The organism is Pseudomonas sp. NPDC090203 (genome assembly GCF_044746765.1).
GTDB lineage: Bacteria > Pseudomonadota > Gammaproteobacteria > Pseudomonadales > Pseudomonadaceae > Aquipseudomonas > Aquipseudomonas putida_AD.
This window is the reverse complement of record NZ_JBIVCV010000003.1, coordinates 86,360-106,490: the sequence shown is the minus strand read 5'-3', so window position 1 is coordinate 106,490 and position 20,131 is coordinate 86,360. Positions and strand designations below refer to the sequence as shown.

The window sequence follows — 20,131 nt, the reverse complement described above, 5'->3', positions numbered from 1 at the left end:
TCAATGTTGTGCTACACCTATCAGCACGCACTGTTCAGCTATCAGGGATGACACGGTCTTATGCGTTTGAATATGCCGGTTACACAGCAGGAAAGGACTTTCGCTGCACATGAACGCCTGATCTCGACCACGGATCTGAGCAGCCGCATCACCTACTGCAATGACGCCTTTGTCGCCCTGAGCGGTTTTACCCGCGAAGAGCTGATCGGCCAGCCGCACAATCTGGTTCGTCACCCGGACATGCCGCCGTCGGTGTTCGCCCACATGTGGGAGACCATCAAACAGGGCAAGCCGTGGATGGGCGTGGTGAAAAATCGCGCCAAGAATGGCGACTTCTATTGGGTCAGTGCCTACGTCACCGCGATCTACGAGGACGGCAAGATCGCAGGTTTCGAATCGGTTCGCTCCTTGCCTACCCGCGATCAGGTGCGCCGCGCCCAGGCCCTGTACGCCCGGTTGCGTGACGGCAAGGCCGCTGTCTCCAGGGCGAGCACGGTGCGTTTTCACCTGCTGCGCCAGTTGCCGTTGCTCATCGCTGCGGTGGTGCTCGGCTTCTCGAATTACCTGCTCTCGGACCACGTCGAACTGGTGGTGATGCTGTTGACGCTGATCGCCCTGAGCGCCGTGCTGGAAATGCGCCAGAGCAAGTCCCTGCAGACCATTCTCAACGATCATCCCAAGGCCTTTACGGATCCTTTGATCGCCCTGACCTACAGCGACAACCGCGGGCCCCAGGCGCAACTGGATCTGGCGATGATCAGCGAAGAAGCGCGGTTGCAGGCGGCCTTGACCCGGCTTGCCGACGCCGGAGAAAGCGTCAAGCAACGTGCCGGGCAATCGGCGAGCCTGTCGTTGCTTCAGGCCGAGGCGCTGGATCAGCAGCGCAGCGAAACCGATCAGTCGGCCACCGCCATCACCCAGATGGCCGCGACCATTCAGGAAGTCACGCACAACGTACAGAATACCGCCCATGCGGCGCAGGAAGCCGACACCCTGGCCCAGCAAGGTCGCGGGCTGGCCGATGACAGCCTGCTGGCGATCCGGCACATGGCCAACTCCGTGACGGAGATCGGTCAGGCGGTGGGCGAACTGGCGGGCGCAACCCAGTCCATCGGCAGCGTGGTGGATGTCATCAACTCCATTGCCCAACAGACCAACCTGCTGGCACTCAACGCCGCCATCGAGGCGGCCCGCGCCGGTGAGCAAGGCCGGGGTTTTGCGGTGGTGGCCGACGAGGTGCGTTCCCTTGCCTCGCGTACACAGACTTCTACCGAACAGATTCAGGGCATCATCGGTGAACTGCGTGAAGGCGCAAGCCGTGCAGTGGCCACGGCAACCCGTGGCCAGGCGATGTCTCAGGACAGCGTGGCGAGCGTCGAGGCGGTGCAACAGGCGCTGAGTGGCATCAGCGAGGCCGTCACCCGCATCACCGGGATGAGCCAGCAGATGGCTTCGGCGTCCGAGCAACAAACCCATGTGGCCGAAAGCATCAACCAGCAGATCAACCGCATCGCCCAGTTGTGCGACCAGAGCGCAGGCCAGGCGCAGCAAGGCTCGACCATCAGCCGCGAGCTTGAGCAGATGGCGCAGTATCTGCACAGCCTGGCCGAGCGTTTTAACCGCTAACTGCGCAGTTGCGTGATCGCCCTGGCAAGTTCTGCCTGGCTGAACGGCTTGGGAAGACGTGAGAAGCCGGCAGCCGATGCCGGCGGTGTGTCGGTGAATGCCGAGCAGATGACGATGGCCAGAGCCGGAAACAGCTCACTGATCTGCGCGGCCAGTTCCGAGCCGCTCATGCCGGGCATGACCTGATCGGTGATGACCAGGTCGAAATCGTGCTCTTGCCGAATCAGCGCCAGCGCCTCTGCACCGTCGCCTGCGGCCATGGCCTGATGCCCGAGGTCCTCGATCATGGCCCGGGTGCTCAGCAGCACCAACGGGTCATCGTCCACCAGCAACACCTTGAGGCTGCGTGACGCCTTGGCGGTTTCGTCCGGCGCGGGCGCCCCGCTCCCGCCCTGCCCCAGCACGATGGTGGAAATCGGCAGCCACAGTTGCGCCGTGGTGCCCTTGCCCGGCTCGCTGCTCAGCACCAGTTTGCCACCGGACTGCGCCGCCAGCCCGTGGATCATCGACAACCCGAGCCCCGTCCCCTTGCCCAGCCCTTTGGTGGTGAAGAACGGCTCCATGGCCCGTTGCAGCACGGCCGGTTCCATCCCGGTACCGGTGTCGGCGACCGAGATGCAGACGAACGGATCGGCACACGCCGCAGTTGGCTCAAGGACGGCCTCGTTTGCGGATACGGTGATCTGTCCACCGTCGGGCATGGCGTCGCGGGCGTTGATCATGAGGTTCATGATCGCCATTTCCAGTTGCCCGGCATCGACGAACACCGGGCGCAGCATCAGCGGGAAACGGGTTTCCACACTGATGCGCGGCCCCAGGGAGCTGCCCAGCAGCTGCGACATGCCACGCACCAGCGCGACCACGTCCACGGGCTTGGGGTCCAGCTCCTGACGGCGGGCGAACGCCAGCATGCGCTGGGTCAACGATGAGCCGCGATGGGCCGCTGCCATGGCGTTGTCCAGCAGCGAATGGCTCTTGGGATCCTCGCCCAGGCGTTTCTTGACGATGCCCAGGCTGCCGAGGATCACTGTCAACAGGTTATTGAAGTCGTGGGCGATGCCGCCGGTAAGCTGGCCGATGGATTCCATCTTCTGCGCCTGGTACAGGGCTTCGCGGGCTTCCTTGAGCGCGGTCTGGGCCTGGACGCTGTCGGTGATGTCCCGGGTGATCTTGGCAAAACCGATGATCTGGCCAGCATCGTTGCGAATCGGGTCGATGACCACGTGCACCAGAAACCGCGTGCCGTCCTTGCGCACCCGCCAGCCCTGGCCTTCGTAGCGCCCTTCGCGCTCGGCGATGTCCAGCGAGCGCTGGGGCATTCCGGCCTCGGCGTCGGCGGGCTCGAAAAACAGCGAGAAGTGCTGGCCAATCACTTCTATAGGCTCGTAGCCCTTGATCCGCTGCGCACCGGCGTTCCAGGTGGTGATGATGCCCGTGGGGTCGAGCATGTACAGCGCATAGTCGGTCACGCCCTGTACCAGCAGGCTGAATTGCTGCTCGCTGTGGCGCAGTGCCTCCTGCGCCGCCCGACGTTCGGTGAGGTCACGGGTGACCTTGGCGAAACCGATCAGCGCGCCGTCCTGGTAGATAGGGTCGATGACCACCGACGCCCACAGCCGGCTGCCGTCCTTGCGCACGCGCCAGCCCTCGCCCTCGAACCGCCCCGAACTGGCAGCGATCCCCAGCGCCCGCGCGGGCATGCCGGCCTGGCGGTCTTCATCGGTGTAGAACAGGGAAAACGAACGCCCCAGGATCTCGGACTCTTCGTATTGCTTGATGCGTCGTGCGCCGGAATTCCAGCTGCGCACCAGGCCGTCGGTGTCGATCATGTAGATCGCATAATCGAAGACCGCATCGACCAGCAGGCGATAGCGGTCCTCTTGAGAAACCAGTACGGGTGACTCGGCTTGCTGCATGTCGGCCTCGGACAACGGGAATGGCGCGTGTTCGGTAGGTTGGCCTGATCCCGGACCGCTCCGGGATCAGTTCTTGTGACCGTCAGGCTTGACCAGCGCCGCGATGCTGGCCAGAACCGCCTGTATATCGAACGGCTTGTCGAACACTTCCACGAACAGGTCAGGCCGGGCGACACCCAGATGGCCCTGTGCACCGCTCATCAGCATGATCGGCAGCGACCCGAGCTTCTCGTGCTTGCGCACCTGTTCGGCCAGCTCGATGCCGTTCATGCCCGGCATCATGTAATCGGTGATGATCAGCTGCGGCTGTTCCCGCTCCAGGATACTCAACGCTCTCGCGCCGCTGCCTGCCGTCACGGTCAGATAGCCGACATCCTCCAGCGCGAAACTCAGGATATCGGCAATCAGGTACTCGTCATCGACAATCAATATCGTGGTCATGGCGCCCTCATTCCGCTCAATCGGTGACGAGCGTGCTGGCGAGCGCGACGGTTACGCGTTTGTGCTATCGCCAAGGGCATGGGTATCAACCTTCTTCACGTCCAGGCCTCGCGTACCGATGGTGACTTCAAGCAACGCGGGGTCGTAGGGATTGTCCCTGATTTTAAGAATGGAAAGCTGGCGCTTAAGTTCACGCGATGTCTGAACGAAACGCAGGAGCATCAGGTTATCGACGATGCACGAGAGGTCCGGGGCCGGGGCATCGATCTCCGAACCCAGCAACGTCAGCACTTCCCAGGAGGCGACGACAGTGACGTCCCGGGCCCGCAGCTCGTTCATCAGCGCCGTGTACAGGTCCAGCACCCGGGACTTGTCGGCGGCCGCGCGAGCCATGCCCGCCAGGCTGTCGATGAACACGCGCTTGACCGACCTCGCTTCCACGGTGCGCAGCAGGTCCAGTGCGATCTTGTCGATCGGCTCGGTGGTGATGGATTTCCAGACGATCGACAGAGCCCCGCTGTCTTCCAGGGCCTTGAAGTCCACACCCAGCGAGGCGGCCTTCATGCGCAGGCGCTGGGGCGACTCGTAGAAGCCGAAATACAGCCCCGGCTCCTCGAGCGTCGACTGCCCCAGGAAGCTGATGCCGAAAGAGGTCTTGCCTGAGCCCGATGGCCCGACCAGCAGCGATACCGAAGAGGTCATCAGCCCGCCGCCGATCAGCGGGTCCAGGGAGATCAGGCCACTGGAGACCATCGAAAAGGTCTCGCTGTCGCGAATCCCCGAGTGGGTGACAGTGCTTTCCAGCCGTGGGTAGACCACCAGGCCGTCTTCGGTGATTTCGCATTCATGGGCACCGGAAATCGCGCCGCTGCCGCGGGTCTTGCGCATCTTGATGCGGCGCACCGCCCTGCCGCCGACCAGCTCTTCGCCCAGTTCCAGCACGCCGTCGACCATGGTGTGCTCGGGGCTGCCGTCGTCCAGTTGCGAACTGGTGAGGAAAAACACCGTGCAGCCGGCGAAGGCGGCATGCCCCTGCAGATCGGAGATGAAACGCTTGGTGTTCAGCGGCGAGTCGGCCCGGGAGCGGGCGTTGAGCAGGCCGTCGAGAATCAGCACCGTGGACTTCTGCCGCACGATCTCGCGCCGCAGCAGCTTGACCACCTCGTCCAGACCGTCGTTTTCCATGGTGTCGAAGGCACTGACGAACTGGATCTGATCACCGACCTTGTCCTTGTCGAAGAAACTCAAGGTCGACAGGAACTGGAACAGGCGCTCGTGGGGCTCGGCCAGCAAGGTTGCAAACAGCACTCGCCCGCCGTTGCGGGCATGGTTAAAGCCTATCTGGTTCGCCAGGATCGTCTTGCCCGATCCAGGGCGCCCCTGAATGATGTACGAGGACCCTGCGACGAACCCTCCTTTCAACAGCTCATCCAGCCCTTCAATCCCGCTCTGAAGGCGTTTTAGCTGATTCAAATTTGCGTCCTCCACGTGAGGCGTTCGGCACGTCGTATCGTGCGGATCATGCGCACGCGTCATGCGGCCATTCTTTCGCGTTTGGAGGCGTATTCCAAGAACAATTATCTTTCGTGACGCAGGGTTGCGCGCGTTCAGGGCGAATGGCGGCTACCCGGGCGGGCATGAGGGGAAATCCGGCTTACATCGATTCGCATAACGCCCGCCGGCAACTTTTCAACTTTATGTTGCACCGTAACAAGTAGTGTGAGGCCTGGCGATACACTCCGCTCATCTGTATTACTTGGCGATTCTCTCTGTAACGGCTTTGTTATTTCGACGCATTTTCAGTTTTCGTTCAGCTTCATCGGCGTAGGCTCAATCGCATAGCCGAGAGAGGCCCGAGCGCATTCCAACGCCCTTTCGAAACCGCGCCCTGAAAGCTTGCAGCCCAGATAAACCGTGCCCTCAAGGAAAGCGGCGTAAAAGAATAGCCTGTTTTTATGACTTTTCCATTTCACTCGGTACAGTTGAGAAATACTTCGCAAAAAAATGGATTCTGGATGAAAAACCAACGCCCACTAAACGGAATTTTCATAAATAACCTTCTATCGTCTTAACCACAGTTCGGGATCAGCCTAATCCTCGACACGGATGTAACAGCAGTAATCCATGGAGCGGTCACTATTCACAGTTCTATTGCCTGGGCCTTCATTGCGCCCGCCTCATACCTATAACGAGCACCCTGATCACAGTGGCGCACGCGGTCTTCGTGCGCGCTGATTTTGAAGAACTGGCGGAGGATTTACATGAGTCTGGATTTTCTTCCTTTTTCCCGCCCCAGCATGGGCGACGAGGAAGTCGCGGCGGCAACCCGGGTCTTGCGTTCAGGCTGGATCACCACCGGCCCCGAATGCCAGCGCCTGGAGCAGGAGTTCGCCGAGCACTGTGGCGCGAAGCACGCGGTGGCGCTGTCTTCGGCCACCGGCGCCATGCACATCACCCTGCTCGCCCTGGGGATTGGCCCGGGCGATGAGGTCATCACGCCTTCGCAGACCTGGGTCTCGACCGCCAACATGATCTGCCTGCTGGGCGCCACGCCGGTGTTCGTCGACGTCGACCGCGACACGCTCATGACCGACGCCGCGCGCATCGAGCAGGCCATCACGCCACGCACCAAGGCCATCGTACCGGTGCACTACGCAGGCGCGGCCCTGGATCTCGACCCGATCTACGCCGTGGCACGCAAGCACGGCATCGCCGTGATCGAAGACGCCGCCCACGCCGCAGGCACCCGCTACAAGGGCCGCCCGGTAGGCAGCGCCGGCACGGCGATCTTTTCCTTTCATGCGATCAAGAACATGAGCTGCGCCGAAGGCGCGATGTTCACCAGCGACGACGAGCAACTGGCCGACCGGGTGCGCCGGCTGAAATTTCACGGCCTGGGCGTGGACGCCTATGACCGCCTGACCCACGGCCGCAAGCCCCAGGCCGAAGTGATCGAGCCCGGTTTCAAGTACAACCTGGCCGATATCAACGCCGCCGTCGCGCGGGTGCAACTGGAACGCCTTTCGGCGATCAACGCACGCCGAGCCGAGCTTGCCAACCACTACCTGGAGCGCCTGACGGGCAGCCCGGTGCTGCCGCTGGCACAACCGCGCTATGACCAGCAGCACGCCTGGCACCTGTTCATCCTGCGCATCGACGCTGCGCGCTGCGGCATTGACCGCGACGGCTTCATGAAAGCCCTGCAGGCGCAGAACATCGGCAGCGGCATCCATTTCATCGCCACCCACCTGCACAGCTACTACCGCCAGCGCTTTTCCGACGTGCACCTGCCCGACACCGAGTGGAACTCGTCGCGGCTGTGCTCCATTCCCCTGTTCCCGGACATGACCCTCGCCGATGTCGACCGCGTGGTCAGTGCCATTGAATCGATTGTGGAAGCCCGCTCGTGAAACCTTATCCCATCCAGCTCGTGTCGATCGTCATTCCGGTCTACAACGAAGCGCAAAGCCTTCCCGAACTGCTGCGCCGCACCGAAGCGGCCTGCGCACAGGTCACCCAACCCTGCGAAATCATCCTGGTGGACGACGGCAGCCGCGACGACTCCGCCGACCTGCTGCTTGAAGCAAGCCAGCGCCCGGGCAGCCCGGTGGTCGCGGTGATCCTCAACCGCAACTACGGCCAGCACGCTGCGATCATGGCCGGCTTCGGTCAGTGCAAGGGCGATCTGGTCATCACCCTGGACGCCGACCTGCAAAACCCGCCCGAAGAGATCCCGCGGCTGGTCAAGGTCGCCGAACAAGGCTACGACGTGGTCGGCACGGTGCGCGGCAACCGCCAGGACTCGGCCCTGCGCCGCTGGCCTTCGAAACTGATCAACCTGGCCGTGCAGCGCTCCACCGGTGTTGCCATGACCGACTACGGCTGCATGTTGCGCGCCTATCGACGCAGCATCGTCGACGCCATGCTCGCCTGCAGTGAGCGCAGCACGTTCATCCCTATTCTCGCCAACAGCTTCGCCCGTCACACAACGGAAGTATTGGTGACACATGCTGAGCGCGAGCACGGGGAATCCAAGTACAGCGCCATGAAACTGATCAATCTGATGTTCGACCTGGTCACCTGCATGACCACCACGCCCCTGCGGCTGTTGAGCATCATCGGTTTCAGCATGGCCTTTCTTGGCATCGCGTTCGCCACGCTGCTGATCGTGTTGCGCCTGATGTTCGGTGCCTCATGGGCCGGCCACGGCACCTTTGTCCTGTTTGCGGTGCTGTTCGTGTTCACCGGCGGCCAGTTCATCGGCATGGGCCTGCTCGGTGAATACCTGGGCCGCATGTACAGCGACGTGCGCGCCCGCCCACGGTTCTTCATCGAAAAAGTCGTGCGCAGTCAACCGGCTGCCGTCGCCACCACCGTTGATTCCCCCGCTCCTATTTTGAATAAGGTCGCACCATGAGCCTCAAAGCCGTAGTTTTTGCCTACCACGATATCGGTTGCGTCGGTATCGAAGCCCTGCTCAAAGCCGGTTACGAGATCTCGGCGGTCTTCACTCACGCCGATGACCCTGCCGAAAAGACCTTTTTCGCTTCCGTTGCGCAACTGTGCGCCCAACATGATATCCCCGTGCATGCCCCCGAGGATCCCAATCATCCGCTATGGATCGAGCGGATCGGCAAGCTGGCCCCTGACTTCATCTTCTCGTTCTACTACCGCCACCTGCTGGGCGAGCCGCTGCTGGCCTGTGCCAAACAGGGTGGTTTCAACCTGCATGGCTCGCTGCTGCCCCGCTATCGTGGCCGCGCACCGGCTAACTGGGTGCTGGTCAATGGCGAAACCGAAACCGGCGTCACCCTGCACCGCATGGTCAAACGCCCGGATGCGGGTGCCATCGTTGCCCAGCAGCGCATCGCGATCAGCGCCACCGACACCGCGCTGACCCTGCACGGCAAACTGCGCGCCGGTGCCGCCGACCTGCTGTCCGAAACCCTGCCGTTGCTGGGCAAGGGGCAATTGCCCGGCGTCGAGCAGGACGAATCCAAGGCCAGTTATTTCGGCCGTCGCACCGCCGCCGATGGCCTGATCGACTGGCAGCAGCCAGCCTCTGGCCTTTACAACCTGGTGCGCGCCGTCACCCAGCCTTACCCCGGCGCCTTCTGCCCGGTGGGTGAGCACAAGCTGATTGTCTGGAGCGCCAAGGTGCAGGCTGGCAACGACGGCCAGGCACCGGGCACAGTGATCAGTTGCGACCCGCTGCGTATTGCCTGCGGTGAAGACTCCCTGCTGATCACCGCCGGGCAACGAGGCAGCGAAGGCCTGTATCTGAGCGGCCCGCAACTGGCCCGGGAATTCGGCCTGGTGGACGGCTCGCGTTTGCTGGGCAGCGAGAAGCGCAAGTCGGTGCGCCGCACGCGGGTGCTGATCCTGGGCGTCAACGGCTTCATCGGCAACCACCTGTCCGAGCGCCTGCTGCGCGACGACCGCTACGAAATCTTCGGCATGGACATCGGCAGCGACGCCATCGAGCGCCTGCGCAGCCATCCCAATTTCAACTTCATCGAAGGCGACATCAGCATCCACACCGAGTGGATCGAGTACCACATCAAGAAGTGCGACGTGGTCCTGCCGCTGGTGGCCATCGCCACGCCTATCGAATACACGCGCAACCCGCTGCGGGTGTTCGAACTGGATTTCGAAGAGAACCTGAAAATCGTTCGCTACTGCGTGAAGTACAACAAGCGGGTGATCTTCCCTTCCACGTCGGAAGTCTACGGCATGTGCCAGGACAGTCATTTCGACGAAGACACCTCCAACCTGGTCGTCGGCCCGATCAACAAGCAACGCTGGATCTACTCGGTGTCCAAGCAACTGCTCGACCGGGTGATCTGGGCTTACGGCCAGAAAGGCCTGCAGTTCACCCTGTTCCGCCCCTTCAACTGGATGGGGCCGCGGCTGGACCGCCTGGATTCGGCACGCATCGGCAGTTCCCGCGCCATTACCCAGTTGATCCTGCACCTGGTGGAAGGCACGCCGATTCGCCTGGTCGATGGTGGCGCACAGAAGCGTTGCTTCACTGACGTGGTCGACGGCATCGAGGCGCTGGCGCGGATCATCGAGAACCGCGACGGCCTGTGTAACGGGCAGATCGTCAACATCGGCAACCCGGACAACGAAGCCAGCATCCGCCAGTTGGGCGAAGAACTGCTGCGTCAGTTCGAGGCGCATCCGCTGCGTGATAACTTCCCGCCGTTCGCAGGATTCCGCGAAGTGGAGAGCCAGTCGTTCTACGGCAAGGGCTATCAGGACGTCAGCCACCGCAAACCGAGCATCGACAACGCACGGCGCCTGATCGACTGGCAGCCGACCATCGAACTCAGTGAAACCATCGGCAAGACCCTGGACTTCTTCCTGCGCGAAGCCATGGCCGAGAAGGCGGAAGCGAACTGATGCGGGCCGGATTGCGCATCGACGTCGACACCTATCGCGGCACCCGTGACGGTGTGCCGCGGTTGCTCGACCTGCTGGACGAGGCGCGGATCAAGGCCACGTTCTTCTTCAGCGTCGGCCCTGACAACATGGGGCGCCATCTCTGGCGCCTCGCTCGCCCGCAGTTTCTCTACAAGATGCTGCGCTCGAAGGCCGCAAGCCTCTACGGCTGGGACATCCTGCTGGCCGGCACCGCCTGGCCGGGCAAACCGATCGGCCGCGACCTTGGGCCCTTGATGCGGCGTGCCCAGGAGGCCGGGCACGAGGTTGGCCTGCATGCCTGGGACCATCACGGCTGGCAGGCCAACGCCGGGCACTGGACGCCCACGCAACTCACCGCCCAGATCGCCCGTGGCGTGGATTGCCTGAATGACATCCTCGGCACGCCGGTCACCTGCTCGGCAGCGGCTGGCTGGCGCGCGGATGAACAGGTGGTGCAGGCCAAGCAGTCCTTCGGCTTTCGCTACAACAGCGATTGCCGGGGCCACAGCCTGTTCCGCCCGGTGCTCGCGGACGGCCGACCCGGCACGCCACAGATTCCGGTGGATCTGCCCACCTTCGATGAAGTGGTGGGCCCCAAAATCGCCCCCGAAGCGTTCAACGACTACCTGCTCGATCAGTTCAAGCCCGATCACCTCAACGTCTACACCGTCCATGCCGAGGTCGAAGGCATCGTCATGGCCGGTCAGTTCCGCCAGTTGCTCAGCCAGGCCAGTCTCAAGGGCGTCGAGTTCCAGCCCCTGGGCGAACTCCTGCCGCCAAGCCTGCGGTCCATCTCCCAAGGGCATCTGGTGCGCGGCGCGCTTGCCGGGCGCGAAGGCTGGCTGGGAGTGCAGCAACCATGAGCCGCCATCAATCCATCCTGTGGCTGGTGGCCGCGTTCGTGCTGGCCTACCTTCTGCCGCTGGGCACCCACGGCCTGTGGATTCCCGATGAAACCCGCTACGCGCAGATCAGCCAGGAAATGCTCCACAGCGGCAACTGGGTCGCGCCGCATTTCATGGGCCTGCGTTACTTCGAAAAACCCGCCGCCGGTTACTGGCTGATTGCCGTTGGCCAGGCCATTTTCGGCGAGAACCTGTTTGGCGTACGGATCGCCTCGGCGCTGGCCAGCGGCCTGACCGTGCTGCTGGTGTACCTGATCGCGCAAAAGCTCTGGAGCGACCCACGCAAGAGCTTCACCAGCGCTCTGCTGTTCATGAGCTACATGCTGATCGCCGGGCAGGCAGGCTACGCCAACCTCGACCCGCAGTTCATGTTCTGGGTCACGCTGTCCCTTGTCGCATTCTGGTACGCCACGCACAGTGTCGGCAGGCCGCGCCTGTTGAGCTGGGCGTTGCTGGGCCTGGCCTGCGGCATGGGCTTCATGACCAAGGGGTTCCTGGCCTGGGCACTGCCGGTGATCGTCGCCCTGCCCCACATGGTCTGGCAGCGTCGCCTGCGCGAATTGCTGACATTCGGCCCGCTGGCGATCCTGGTAGCGGCCATTGTCTGCCTGCCCTGGGTACTTGCAGTCCACGCGCGGGAGCCCGATTACTGGCGTTTCTTCTTCTGGCATGAACACATCCGCCGCTTTGCCGGCGATGACGCCCAGCATTCGCGGCCGTGGTGGTTCTACCTGCCGTTGCTGTTCGCGTCCAGCGCGCCGTGGGCCGTGTTGCTGCCCGGCACCCTGAAACAGGCCTGGCAGGAACGGCGCATGCCGCAAACCGGCTTCCTGCTGCTCTGGCTGGCGCTGCCGCTGGCGTTCCTGAGCATGAGCCGGGGCAAGCTGCCGACCTACATCATGCCGTGCATGATCCCGCTGGCCTTGATGATGGGCCACGTGCTGGTCGAGCGCCTGCGCCAGGCCCGCAGCGGGACGTTGCGCACCAACGGCGTACTCAACGCGGTGGTCGGTGTTGTCGCGCTGGTGGCACTGCTGGTCGTGCAGCATCGCCAGGATCTCTACGATCAGCAACCGCTGCACCTGACCCTGGCGGTGCTGATCCTGGTGGGCTGGATTCTGGCCAATGCCCTGCAAGGCCTGAAACCCCTGCGCTTCTGGGCCCTGCCTGCGGCAGGTGCGTGGCTGGGCATCGTGCTGATTCCCATCGCCCTGCCCGACAGTGTGGTGTTCAACAAGACGCCGGACCAGTTCGTGGTGCGCCACATCGATGAACTGACCTCGGCCAACCAGTTGCTGAGCAACGACCTGGGCGCCGCGGCCGCGCTGTCCTGGCGCCTCAAGCGCAAGGACGTCGTGCTCTACGACACCCAGGGCGAACTCAAGTACGGGCTCAACTACCCGCAGGCCAGCACCCGTGCGGTGGACTGGAATCAGGTTCAGGCCTGGATGACCCAGGCGCGTCGCGAGGGATCGGTGGCGGTGCTGATGCGCGGCGACGAAGCCGACAACGCCCACGAGTTCAGCCTGTTGCCTGCGGACGGCAAACGTTACGAGGAAGGCAACCTGACGTTGCTGATCTTCGACAGGACGCCGTCATGACGTTCGCCCTCCTGCTGTGCGCCTGCCTGCTGACTTGTCTGGGCCAGATCGCCCAGAAACTGGCGGTCGAGCAATGGCAGGGCCAGTTTCCCGGCATTGCGCTGATGCTGCGCACCCACTGGCTGTGGCTGGCGATCGCCCTGCTGGGCGCCGGCATGCTTCTGTGGCTGCTGGTGCTGCAGCGCCTGGAAGTGGGCATCGCCTATCCGATGCTGGCGCTCAACTTCGTGCTCATCACGCTGATTGGCCGTTACCTGTTCGACGAGGTCGTAGACCGGCGTCACTGGATGGGCGTGGCCATGATCCTGGCCGGCGTGATGCTGCTGGGGCAACAGTCATGAGCCTGGGCAGAGGCCTCGCCATGGCCGCCGGCAGCGTGGCGCTGGTCAGCGCGGCACAACTGGGCATGCGCTGGAGCATGCTCAGGCTGCCGCAACCGGCGCAATGGCTCGCTGCGATACAGAGCGGCAGCGTCGACACCCAGGCCCTGGGCGTGGTCATGGCGGCCATCGTCGCCTATGGCCTGTCGATGCTCTGCTGGCTCGGCGCCCTGCGGGATCTGCCGCTCAGCCGGGCCTACTCGCTGCTCAGCATCAGCTACGCGCTGGTGTACCTGGCCGCAGCGTTCCTGCCTGTTTTCAACGAATCGCTCACCCCTGCAAAGACGGTGGGCGTCACCCTGATCGTGCTCGGTGTGGTGACGATCAATTACCGGCGTAGCCACAGCAATATCGCTCACAGCGACAAGGAGTTTTCCCGATGAAAATCAGCGTCTTCGGTAGTGGGTATGTGGGTCTGGTGCAGGCCACCGTGCTGGCGGAAGTCGGTCATGACGTGGTGTGCATGGACATCGATCCGGCCAAGGTCGAGCAACTGGGCAAAGGCCACGTGACCATCTATGAGCCGGGTCTCGAAAACCTGGTGCGGGAGAATCTGGAAGCCGGGCGGCTGCACTTCACCACCGACGAACGCCGTGCGGTGGTGCACGGCGAAGTGTTGTTCATCGCTGTCGGCACCCCTTCCCAGGCCGATGGCTCGGCGGACCTGCGCGGCTTCTTCGCGGTGGGTGAAGCCATTGCCCGGCATCGCGAGGCCCCGGTCATCATCGTCGAGAAATCCACGGTGCCGGTCGGCAGCGGCGATGCCCTGCGTGCCCACATCGAGCAGCAGTTGCGCCAGTCGGCCCGGCTGCTGAAATTCGATATCGTCTCCAACCCCGAATTCCTCAAGGAAGGCTCGGCGGTCAAGGACTGCCGGCGCCCGGACCGCATCGTCATCGGCTGCGGCAACCCTGATGTGTTCCCGGTGATGCGCGAACTCTATGCGCCTTTCAACCGCAACCACGACCGCATGATGTTCATGGACCTGCGCAGCGCCGAGCTGACCAAGTACGCGGCCAACTGCATGCTGGCGACCAAGATCAGCTTCATCAACCAGATCGCCGAACTGGCCGAGCACCTGGGGGCGGACGTGGAGTCCGTGCGCCTGGGTATCGGTGCCGATTCGCGCATCGGCTATGACTTCATCTACCCAGGCTGCGGCTATGGCGGCTCGTGCTTCGGCAAGGACATTCGCGCGCTGATCCACAGTGCCCGCGAAGCCGGCTGCTCGAACGACCTGCTCAACGTGGTGGAAGACATCAACGAGCGGCAGAAACACAAGCTGTTCGACCGGGTCAATGCGTTCTTCAAGGGCGAACTCAAGGGCAAGACCTTCGCCCTGTGGGGCCTGGCGTTCAAGCCCAACACCGACGACATGCGCGATGCACCCAGCCGCGTGCTGATGGAAGCACTATGGGCCGCAGGGGCAACGGTACGCGCATTCGACCCCGAAGCGATGCAGGAAACCCAGCGCCTGTACGCAGAGCAGCCGAACCTGATCCTGATGGGCACGCCTGAATCCGTGCTGCTGGGCGCCGATGCGCTGATCGTCTGCACCGAATGGCAGCAGTTCAAGGCGCCGGACTTCGACCTGATCGCCCAGCGCCTCAAAGCGCCGGTGATCTTCGACGGCCGCAACATGTATGACACCGAGCGCATGGCCAAGCGCGGCTTCCAGTATTTCCCGATCGGTCGCGGGGATTCCTGCAACCTGCCGATCCCGCAGCAGCAGTGGGCGCCCTACGAGTTGCTGGCCAACCACCCGGCTGTGTGAACTGACCCACCCCGAAAGCGCGGCCTGATTCTGTCAGGCCGCGCTTTTTTCATTGCCCTTGCACCCGCAGCAACACGTAGTCTTCCTTGTCGAACCGCCCGGTCAGGGACACCGGCAGCCCGGCAAACCGCGTGCCTTGCAGGCGCTGGAAGTCACTGTTGCTCATCACCACGTTGGCCGGCCCCTGCACGGCGTTGAGCTGCTCGGGCGTTTCGGTGAACACCGGTAGCAGGTCCCGATCGACGTTGACCATGAACTTGATGGCCTTGGCATCCTTGCCCATCGAATGCAGCACCAGAGGCGCGTTGTCCCCTTGGGTCACTGCACGCACCGCCTCAGTGAAACGATGGGTGTCGTACAGGTTGCGCTGGACCTTCTCGTAGACCCCGATGTAGCAGATCCATACCGCCAGCACCGCGCAGGCCGGCAAGCCGTAGAGCCGCAAGCGCGGACGCATCAGCAGCGGCAATGCGATCAGTTGCAGCATGCCCAGCACCACCAGCACCGGGCCGATATCGCCCAGGGCTTCGGGAAACCTGGGGCGTACCGCCAGCAGCCCTGCCATCAGCGCCCCCGGGATGAAGCAGTAAAGGGTCAGGGTCATGCCGCGCAGCCACCAGAACTGGCGGCCGATACGCATCTGGAACGGGTAGCCGGCGATGATCGCCGCCATGGGTGCCATGGACAGGATGTAGCGCGATTTCTTGGCTTCGGGAATCGACAGCCCGACCATCACCGTCAGGGCGGCGAAGGCGCACAGCCACAACAATTGCTGGGCGGAACTGCGTTCGGCCCTGGCGGTGATCGCGACGGTTACCAGCACCAGCAGCGCCAGCGGGTACGCCAGTGCATAGTTGCCCAGTGAGCTGCTGAAGTACCACAGCATGGGGCTTGCACCTTCACTGCCGTCCATGCGGCCAGTGATCTGCATGCGGATCACCTCGGCCACCAGCGCCTGTCCGCCCTCGACGCGCGCCATCAGCAACAGCGCCAGCATGCACACCCCCAACAGCACCAGCGCGGCCACACCGGACAGCCACATCCGCTGGTATTGCCGGCTCAGCAGGTAGTAGCTGCACACCACTCCGGTAGGTACCACCAGGCCGATCGGCCCGCGGATGGCAAATCCCAACACCAGCAGGACGACCAACAGCCACAGCCGCCGGGACGAGCCGAAGTGGTCCCTGGCATAGGCCAGGTAGAACGCCGCGAAAGCGACGGTCGCCAGCATCTGGTCCAGGGACACGGCGCGGGTTTCGCTGATGAAGGTGTTGCTCAACAACAACGCCGCGATGCTCAGCCACGCCCAGCGCCGGGAATAAGGTGCGAGCAGCCGGTACATCAGGCCGACCATGACGGCGCTGGCAATGCACGTGGGCAACCAGGCGGTAAAACTGGTGACTTGCCCCACGGGCAGTGAAGCCAGGTAGATCAGCCAGGTCGAGAATGCCGAATAGTCAGGGTAAGGCTCGCCATAGGTGGTGGGAAAAAAGCCAGGGCCGTGGCGCAGCATTTCCTGGGCAAACATCACGAACCGGGAATCGAAACCAATGATGGTCAGATGCCAGCTGGCGGCAATGAACAGCACAAAGGCCAGGCCACCGGCACTCCATGCCTGACGCCGGGCCTGCGCGGGGGTGACACCCGATAAAAACTCGGAAACGATCGATGTCAACGCAGGATCCTCTTGGCGGTTCGGCGGCACGCAGGGTGTTCAATGAATGACAGCATAGTAGACGGGGTTCTGGCGCCGAACCGGGGCGAGTCCATTGAAGCGGATGGTGGCATGATGATTACTACAACGTTTTGAAGAGTCGGCATCATAAAGTTGAATCAATTGCATTACACCTTCTTCAACTTATTAATTATTGCATCCGATGACAATGTAAAACTTTCGTGAAAATACCCTGCACAGTCCGTTGAATATTTAAACATTCATGTTCGCTGCCCGTAACATGCCGACCCACAAAAGCCTGACGCCGCCCATGGACCGCGCCACCCCTTGCAGATCAGGGCCTGCGCGGGCGATGCGGCAAATGTGAAAGCGTTTTTCACATGCACTTCACCCCGTCTTGACTCTTGCCTCTATAACCTGCGCTCACAATTCTGTTAGTGCCTGTCTTGTTCGACCACAGCACACTTTGCGTCGCGCGTACTGAAACAGTGTCAGTGCGAATCGTTTATAAAACCCAGACGGACCGATCATGAATTCATATTTCAGTCACACGCTGAACATGCTGACAGCGCGCTATTACGCGCGAAAAAAAACCGTGCGACTGCTGGCCCTGGTACTGGGGAGCCTGTTACTCGTTGGCGCGACAGCCTTTGCCGTGCGTCCGGCCCCGGTGACTGACCTTGCGGAGGCTCACCACGCCCTCAAGGCGGATTTCTATTCGCTCTGGGATCAGGGCAATCTGGTGGTGCTGATGCGCCATGTCGAGCGCTGCGATCGCTCCAGCAACCGCTGCCTTGACGAGCCCGACGGCATCACGGTCAAGGGGCGCGCGATGGCAGAACGGGTCGGGCAGTCCTTGCGCCAGTTGGGCCTGGGCCAGGTCGATATCTTCAACAGCCCGCTGCAACGCACCGAACAGACCTCCCGCTACGCCTTCAGTCAGAAGACCCAGGCCCAGGACTGGCTGATCAACTGCCGCCGCTCGATGCTCGATGACGTGCTCAAGCACAAGCTCGATCACCGCAACCTGGTACTGGTGACGCACAGCGAATGCATCACCGAACTGCAGAAGTCACTCAAGGTGAACTCACCCTGGTCTGCCGAGTACGGCTCGTCGCTGGTGGTCGAGGTCAACCCGGTCGACCACAGCACTCGAGTGCTGGGCTATGTCGAAGCGCAGGACTGGGGCAAGGTCCTGGCCAGACGCCCATGAATCCATCTTTCAACCACCCGACGGACGACCCAACCGTGTCTGACAGCAAAACCCGTTTTTATCTGAACCACGCCGGCGCCCCGCTGCTGCTGGCCTTGCTCCTGTTTGTCAGTTTCGACCTGACGGGCCTTGACGTGATTCTCAGTGACTGGATGTACAACACCACCACTCACGCCTTCCCGTTGCAGCACAGCAAGCTGTTCGAAACCATCACGCACAAATGGGCGCGGATCATCCCCAACTGGACCGGCGAAGCGGCGGTTGTCGGCGCGGTGCTGTCGTTTATCTGGCCGCTGCTCAAGGCCGAGAAACACCCGAGGCTGCTGGCCTGGCTTGAGAAAACCCGAATCGGGCCCGTGTTGCGCTTCTTGAGCCGCCATCGTCGGGATCTGCTGTTCGTGGTGTTCGCGTTCTCCCTCACGACGGGCGCCATTCACTATTTCAAGAGCCACACCAGCATCTATTGCCCGGTGGAAACCACGCTGTATGGCGGCACCGAGCAGAAAAAGGAATGGTTCGAGAACATCAACCTGCTGCACGACGCCGGCAAAGGCCGCTGCTGGCCGGGCGGACATGCGTCAGGCGGATTCACCATGATGGCGCTGTTTTTCGTGGCCCGTCGTTATCGCTGGCGCCACGCCCGCAAGTTGCTGGCGTTTTCCCTGGCGCTGGGCATGGTCTATGGCACCACACGGGTCCTGCAGGGCTGGCACTTCATGTCGCACACGTTCTGGGCAGGCATCATCGTCTGGTTCTCGATGTTCCTGACGGCCATGGCCTTTTATGGCCGCAGGCGGCTGGATCCGGCGATCCAGCCGTCACCTGCGGACACTGCCAGTTCCGCCTTCAAACCGGCAGCGTGCCCGGTGCCTCAAGCACAACCGTAAAGCAGCAGCCTGCCGGCTCACGGCTGGTCAGTGTCACGGTCCATCGCTGGTTGGCGCAGATGCGCTGAACCAGCGACAAGCCCAGGCCCAACCCCTCCCCGCGCTGCTCGTCACCCCGCACGAAAGGCTGGAACATCGCCTCCTGCTTCTCCAGCGGAATGCCGATGCCGCTGTCTTCGACCTGAAAACCGTTGGCGTTGAGGGTCAGGCTGATCGCGCCGTGATCGGTGTAGTGCCAGGCGTTGCGCAGCAGATTGCCCATCACCGAACGCAACAGCGGCGCGTTGTACAGCGTATCGTCCCCCGCTTCACAGCCGTGATAGACGAAGTGCAGACCCTTCTCTTCGATAGGCTGGCGCCAGGCTTCGATCAACTCTTCGGCGATCTGCGACAGCGTCGCTTGCTGGCCCTGCGGGGCGTTCTTGCCCTCGGTGCGCGCCAGCAGCAGGAACGTCTGAACCAACTGATTCATACCCGCCGTCGCCTTGCTGATGCGTTGCACCTGAGTGCGCGAACGCTCGTCCAGCCGCGGGTATTCCATCAGCAGTTCACAGGAGGTGGCGAGCACCATCAGCGGCGTGCGCAGTTCATGACTGACATCACTGGTGAACAGCTTTTCTCGCCCCAGCGCCGCCCGCAGGCGCCCCAGGGTATCGTCGAAGGAACGGGCCAGCGCACCGACCTCATCCTGGGCGTAATCGTTGGCGAGCACGGGCGCGCGCTCTAGCACCTGGTCGCGATGACGAACCTGCCCCGCAAGGCGAGACACCGGCGCCATCACCCTCGAAGCCAGCAAACGGCCCAGCAGGATGGCCAGCAATACACTGAGGATGAACCCCACCAGCACAATCCCCAGCAGGATACGCTCGCGCTTGGCGGATTTGCGCTGGTCGCGCAGCAGCACATAGCGGCGTTCACCCACCTGCTCGACCATGGCGTAATAGGATTTCTTGCCGCGCTCGAAGGTCTGGAATCCCGGTTGAAGGCCCTTGAGGTCATCGCTCATCGCCACTTCATCTAGGCCATCGTCGGCGTAGAACAACTCGTCCTTCTCGGGGCGGTGACGCCAGTCTTCGATGCGGTCCGAGGTCAGTTGCCGATGCAGATTGCCGCCCATGCTGATCATCGTGAGCCGGTTGCCCACCACATGCACGGTGGCGATGATCCCGACGGCGAATACCCCGGCCACCAATGCGCTCATCAACGCAAAAACGATGACAATCCGCTGTTTCAAGCTGTGTTTGATATCCATCAGTGTGCGCACATACCCAATGCCGACTTCGTGTC

The 20,131-nt window shown here is 62.6% G+C and carries 16 protein-coding genes; 11 read left to right on the top strand and 5 right to left on the bottom strand.

Annotated features, from left to right (window positions below; translation table 11 throughout):
• The first annotated feature begins 60 nt into the window (after positions 1–60).
• Positions 61–1,626: a methyl-accepting chemotaxis protein gene (locus ACIPO9_RS05990; protein WP_400779341.1), complete on the top strand. Its 1,566-nt coding sequence runs from the start codon at positions 61–63 to the stop codon at positions 1,624–1,626.
• On the opposite strand, the gene ACIPO9_RS05985 is transcribed toward ACIPO9_RS05990, so the two are convergent.
• From ACIPO9_RS05985 to ACIPO9_RS05975, 3 genes are all read right to left on the bottom strand, one after another.
• Positions 1,623–3,542, bottom strand: coding sequence for a PAS domain S-box protein (locus tag ACIPO9_RS05985; RefSeq protein ID WP_400779339.1), 1,920 nt, complete (start codon positions 3,540–3,542; stop codon positions 1,623–1,625). The genes ACIPO9_RS05990 and ACIPO9_RS05985 overlap by 4 nt on opposite strands.
• Positions 3,543–3,608: 66 nt before the next feature.
• Complete coding sequence (locus ACIPO9_RS05980; protein WP_274130967.1) at positions 3,609–3,983, bottom strand: response regulator; 375 nt, start codon at positions 3,981–3,983, stop codon at positions 3,609–3,611.
• 51 nt (positions 3,984–4,034) lie between these two features.
• Positions 4,035–5,456, bottom strand: a complete 1,422-nt coding sequence (locus ACIPO9_RS05975; RefSeq protein ID WP_400606877.1) for an ATPase domain-containing protein — start codon at positions 5,454–5,456, stop codon at positions 4,035–4,037.
• Between the two features lie 788 nt (positions 5,457–6,244).
• Here ACIPO9_RS05975 and arnB point away from each other — a divergent pair.
• The 8 genes from arnB to ACIPO9_RS05935 are packed head-to-tail and all read left to right on the top strand — an operon-like array spanning position 6,245 to position 15,069.
• Positions 6,245–7,393: a UDP-4-amino-4-deoxy-L-arabinose aminotransferase gene (gene arnB, locus ACIPO9_RS05970; RefSeq protein WP_400779337.1), complete on the top strand. Its 1,149-nt coding sequence runs from the start codon at positions 6,245–6,247 to the stop codon at positions 7,391–7,393.
• Complete coding sequence (arnC, locus tag ACIPO9_RS05965) at positions 7,390–8,400, top strand: undecaprenyl-phosphate 4-deoxy-4-formamido-L-arabinose transferase (RefSeq protein ID WP_274130964.1); 1,011 nt, start codon at positions 7,390–7,392, stop codon at positions 8,398–8,400. The genes arnB and arnC overlap by 4 nt, the downstream gene beginning before the upstream one ends.
• Positions 8,397–10,388: a bifunctional UDP-4-amino-4-deoxy-L-arabinose formyltransferase/UDP-glucuronic acid oxidase ArnA gene (gene arnA / locus ACIPO9_RS05960; protein ID WP_400779336.1), complete on the top strand. Its 1,992-nt coding sequence runs from the start codon at positions 8,397–8,399 to the stop codon at positions 10,386–10,388. Before arnC ends, arnA begins: the two co-directional genes overlap by 4 nt.
• Entirely contained in the window at positions 10,388–11,272 is an 885-nt protein-coding gene (gene arnD, locus ACIPO9_RS05955) for a 4-deoxy-4-formamido-L-arabinose-phosphoundecaprenol deformylase (protein ID WP_400779335.1), read from the top strand. The genes arnA and arnD overlap by 1 nt, the downstream gene beginning before the upstream one ends.
• Positions 11,269–12,915 (top strand): lipid IV(A) 4-amino-4-deoxy-L-arabinosyltransferase, encoded by a 1,647-nt coding sequence (arnT, locus tag ACIPO9_RS05950; protein ID WP_400779333.1) that lies wholly within the window; start codon positions 11,269–11,271, stop codon positions 12,913–12,915. Before arnD ends, arnT begins: the two co-directional genes overlap by 4 nt.
• Complete coding sequence (gene arnE, locus ACIPO9_RS05945) at positions 12,912–13,256, top strand: 4-amino-4-deoxy-L-arabinose-phosphoundecaprenol flippase subunit ArnE (protein WP_400779331.1); 345 nt, start codon at positions 12,912–12,914, stop codon at positions 13,254–13,256. Before arnT ends, arnE begins: the two co-directional genes overlap by 4 nt.
• Positions 13,253–13,678: a 4-amino-4-deoxy-L-arabinose-phosphoundecaprenol flippase subunit ArnF gene (gene arnF / locus ACIPO9_RS05940; protein WP_400779329.1), complete on the top strand. Its 426-nt coding sequence runs from the start codon at positions 13,253–13,255 to the stop codon at positions 13,676–13,678. The genes arnE and arnF overlap by 4 nt, the downstream gene beginning before the upstream one ends.
• A complete protein-coding gene (locus ACIPO9_RS05935; RefSeq protein ID WP_274130958.1) occupies positions 13,675–15,069 on the top strand; it encodes a UDP-glucose/GDP-mannose dehydrogenase family protein in 1,395 nt (464 codons plus the stop codon). Before arnF ends, ACIPO9_RS05935 begins: the two co-directional genes overlap by 4 nt.
• A 49-nt stretch (positions 15,070–15,118) precedes the next feature.
• On the opposite strand, the gene ACIPO9_RS05930 is transcribed toward ACIPO9_RS05935, so the two are convergent.
• A complete protein-coding gene (locus tag ACIPO9_RS05930) occupies positions 15,119–16,744 on the bottom strand; it encodes an ArnT family glycosyltransferase (RefSeq protein ID WP_400779328.1) in 1,626 nt (541 codons plus the stop codon).
• A 529-nt stretch (positions 16,745–17,273) separates the two neighbouring features.
• Here ACIPO9_RS05930 and ACIPO9_RS05925 point away from each other — a divergent pair.
• Positions 17,274–17,957, top strand: a complete 684-nt coding sequence (locus tag ACIPO9_RS05925) for a histidine phosphatase family protein (protein ID WP_400779326.1) — start codon at positions 17,274–17,276, stop codon at positions 17,955–17,957.
• Positions 17,954–18,844 (top strand): phosphatase PAP2 family protein, encoded by an 891-nt coding sequence (locus ACIPO9_RS05920; RefSeq protein ID WP_400779325.1) that lies wholly within the window; start codon positions 17,954–17,956, stop codon positions 18,842–18,844. The genes ACIPO9_RS05925 and ACIPO9_RS05920 overlap by 4 nt, the downstream gene beginning before the upstream one ends.
• Here ACIPO9_RS05920 and ACIPO9_RS05915 read toward each other — a convergent pair.
• Positions 18,804–20,096 (bottom strand): sensor histidine kinase, encoded by a 1,293-nt coding sequence (locus tag ACIPO9_RS05915; RefSeq protein WP_400779324.1) that lies wholly within the window; start codon positions 20,094–20,096, stop codon positions 18,804–18,806. The genes ACIPO9_RS05920 and ACIPO9_RS05915 overlap by 41 nt on opposite strands.
• Between the last annotated feature and the right edge of the window lie 35 nt (positions 20,097–20,131).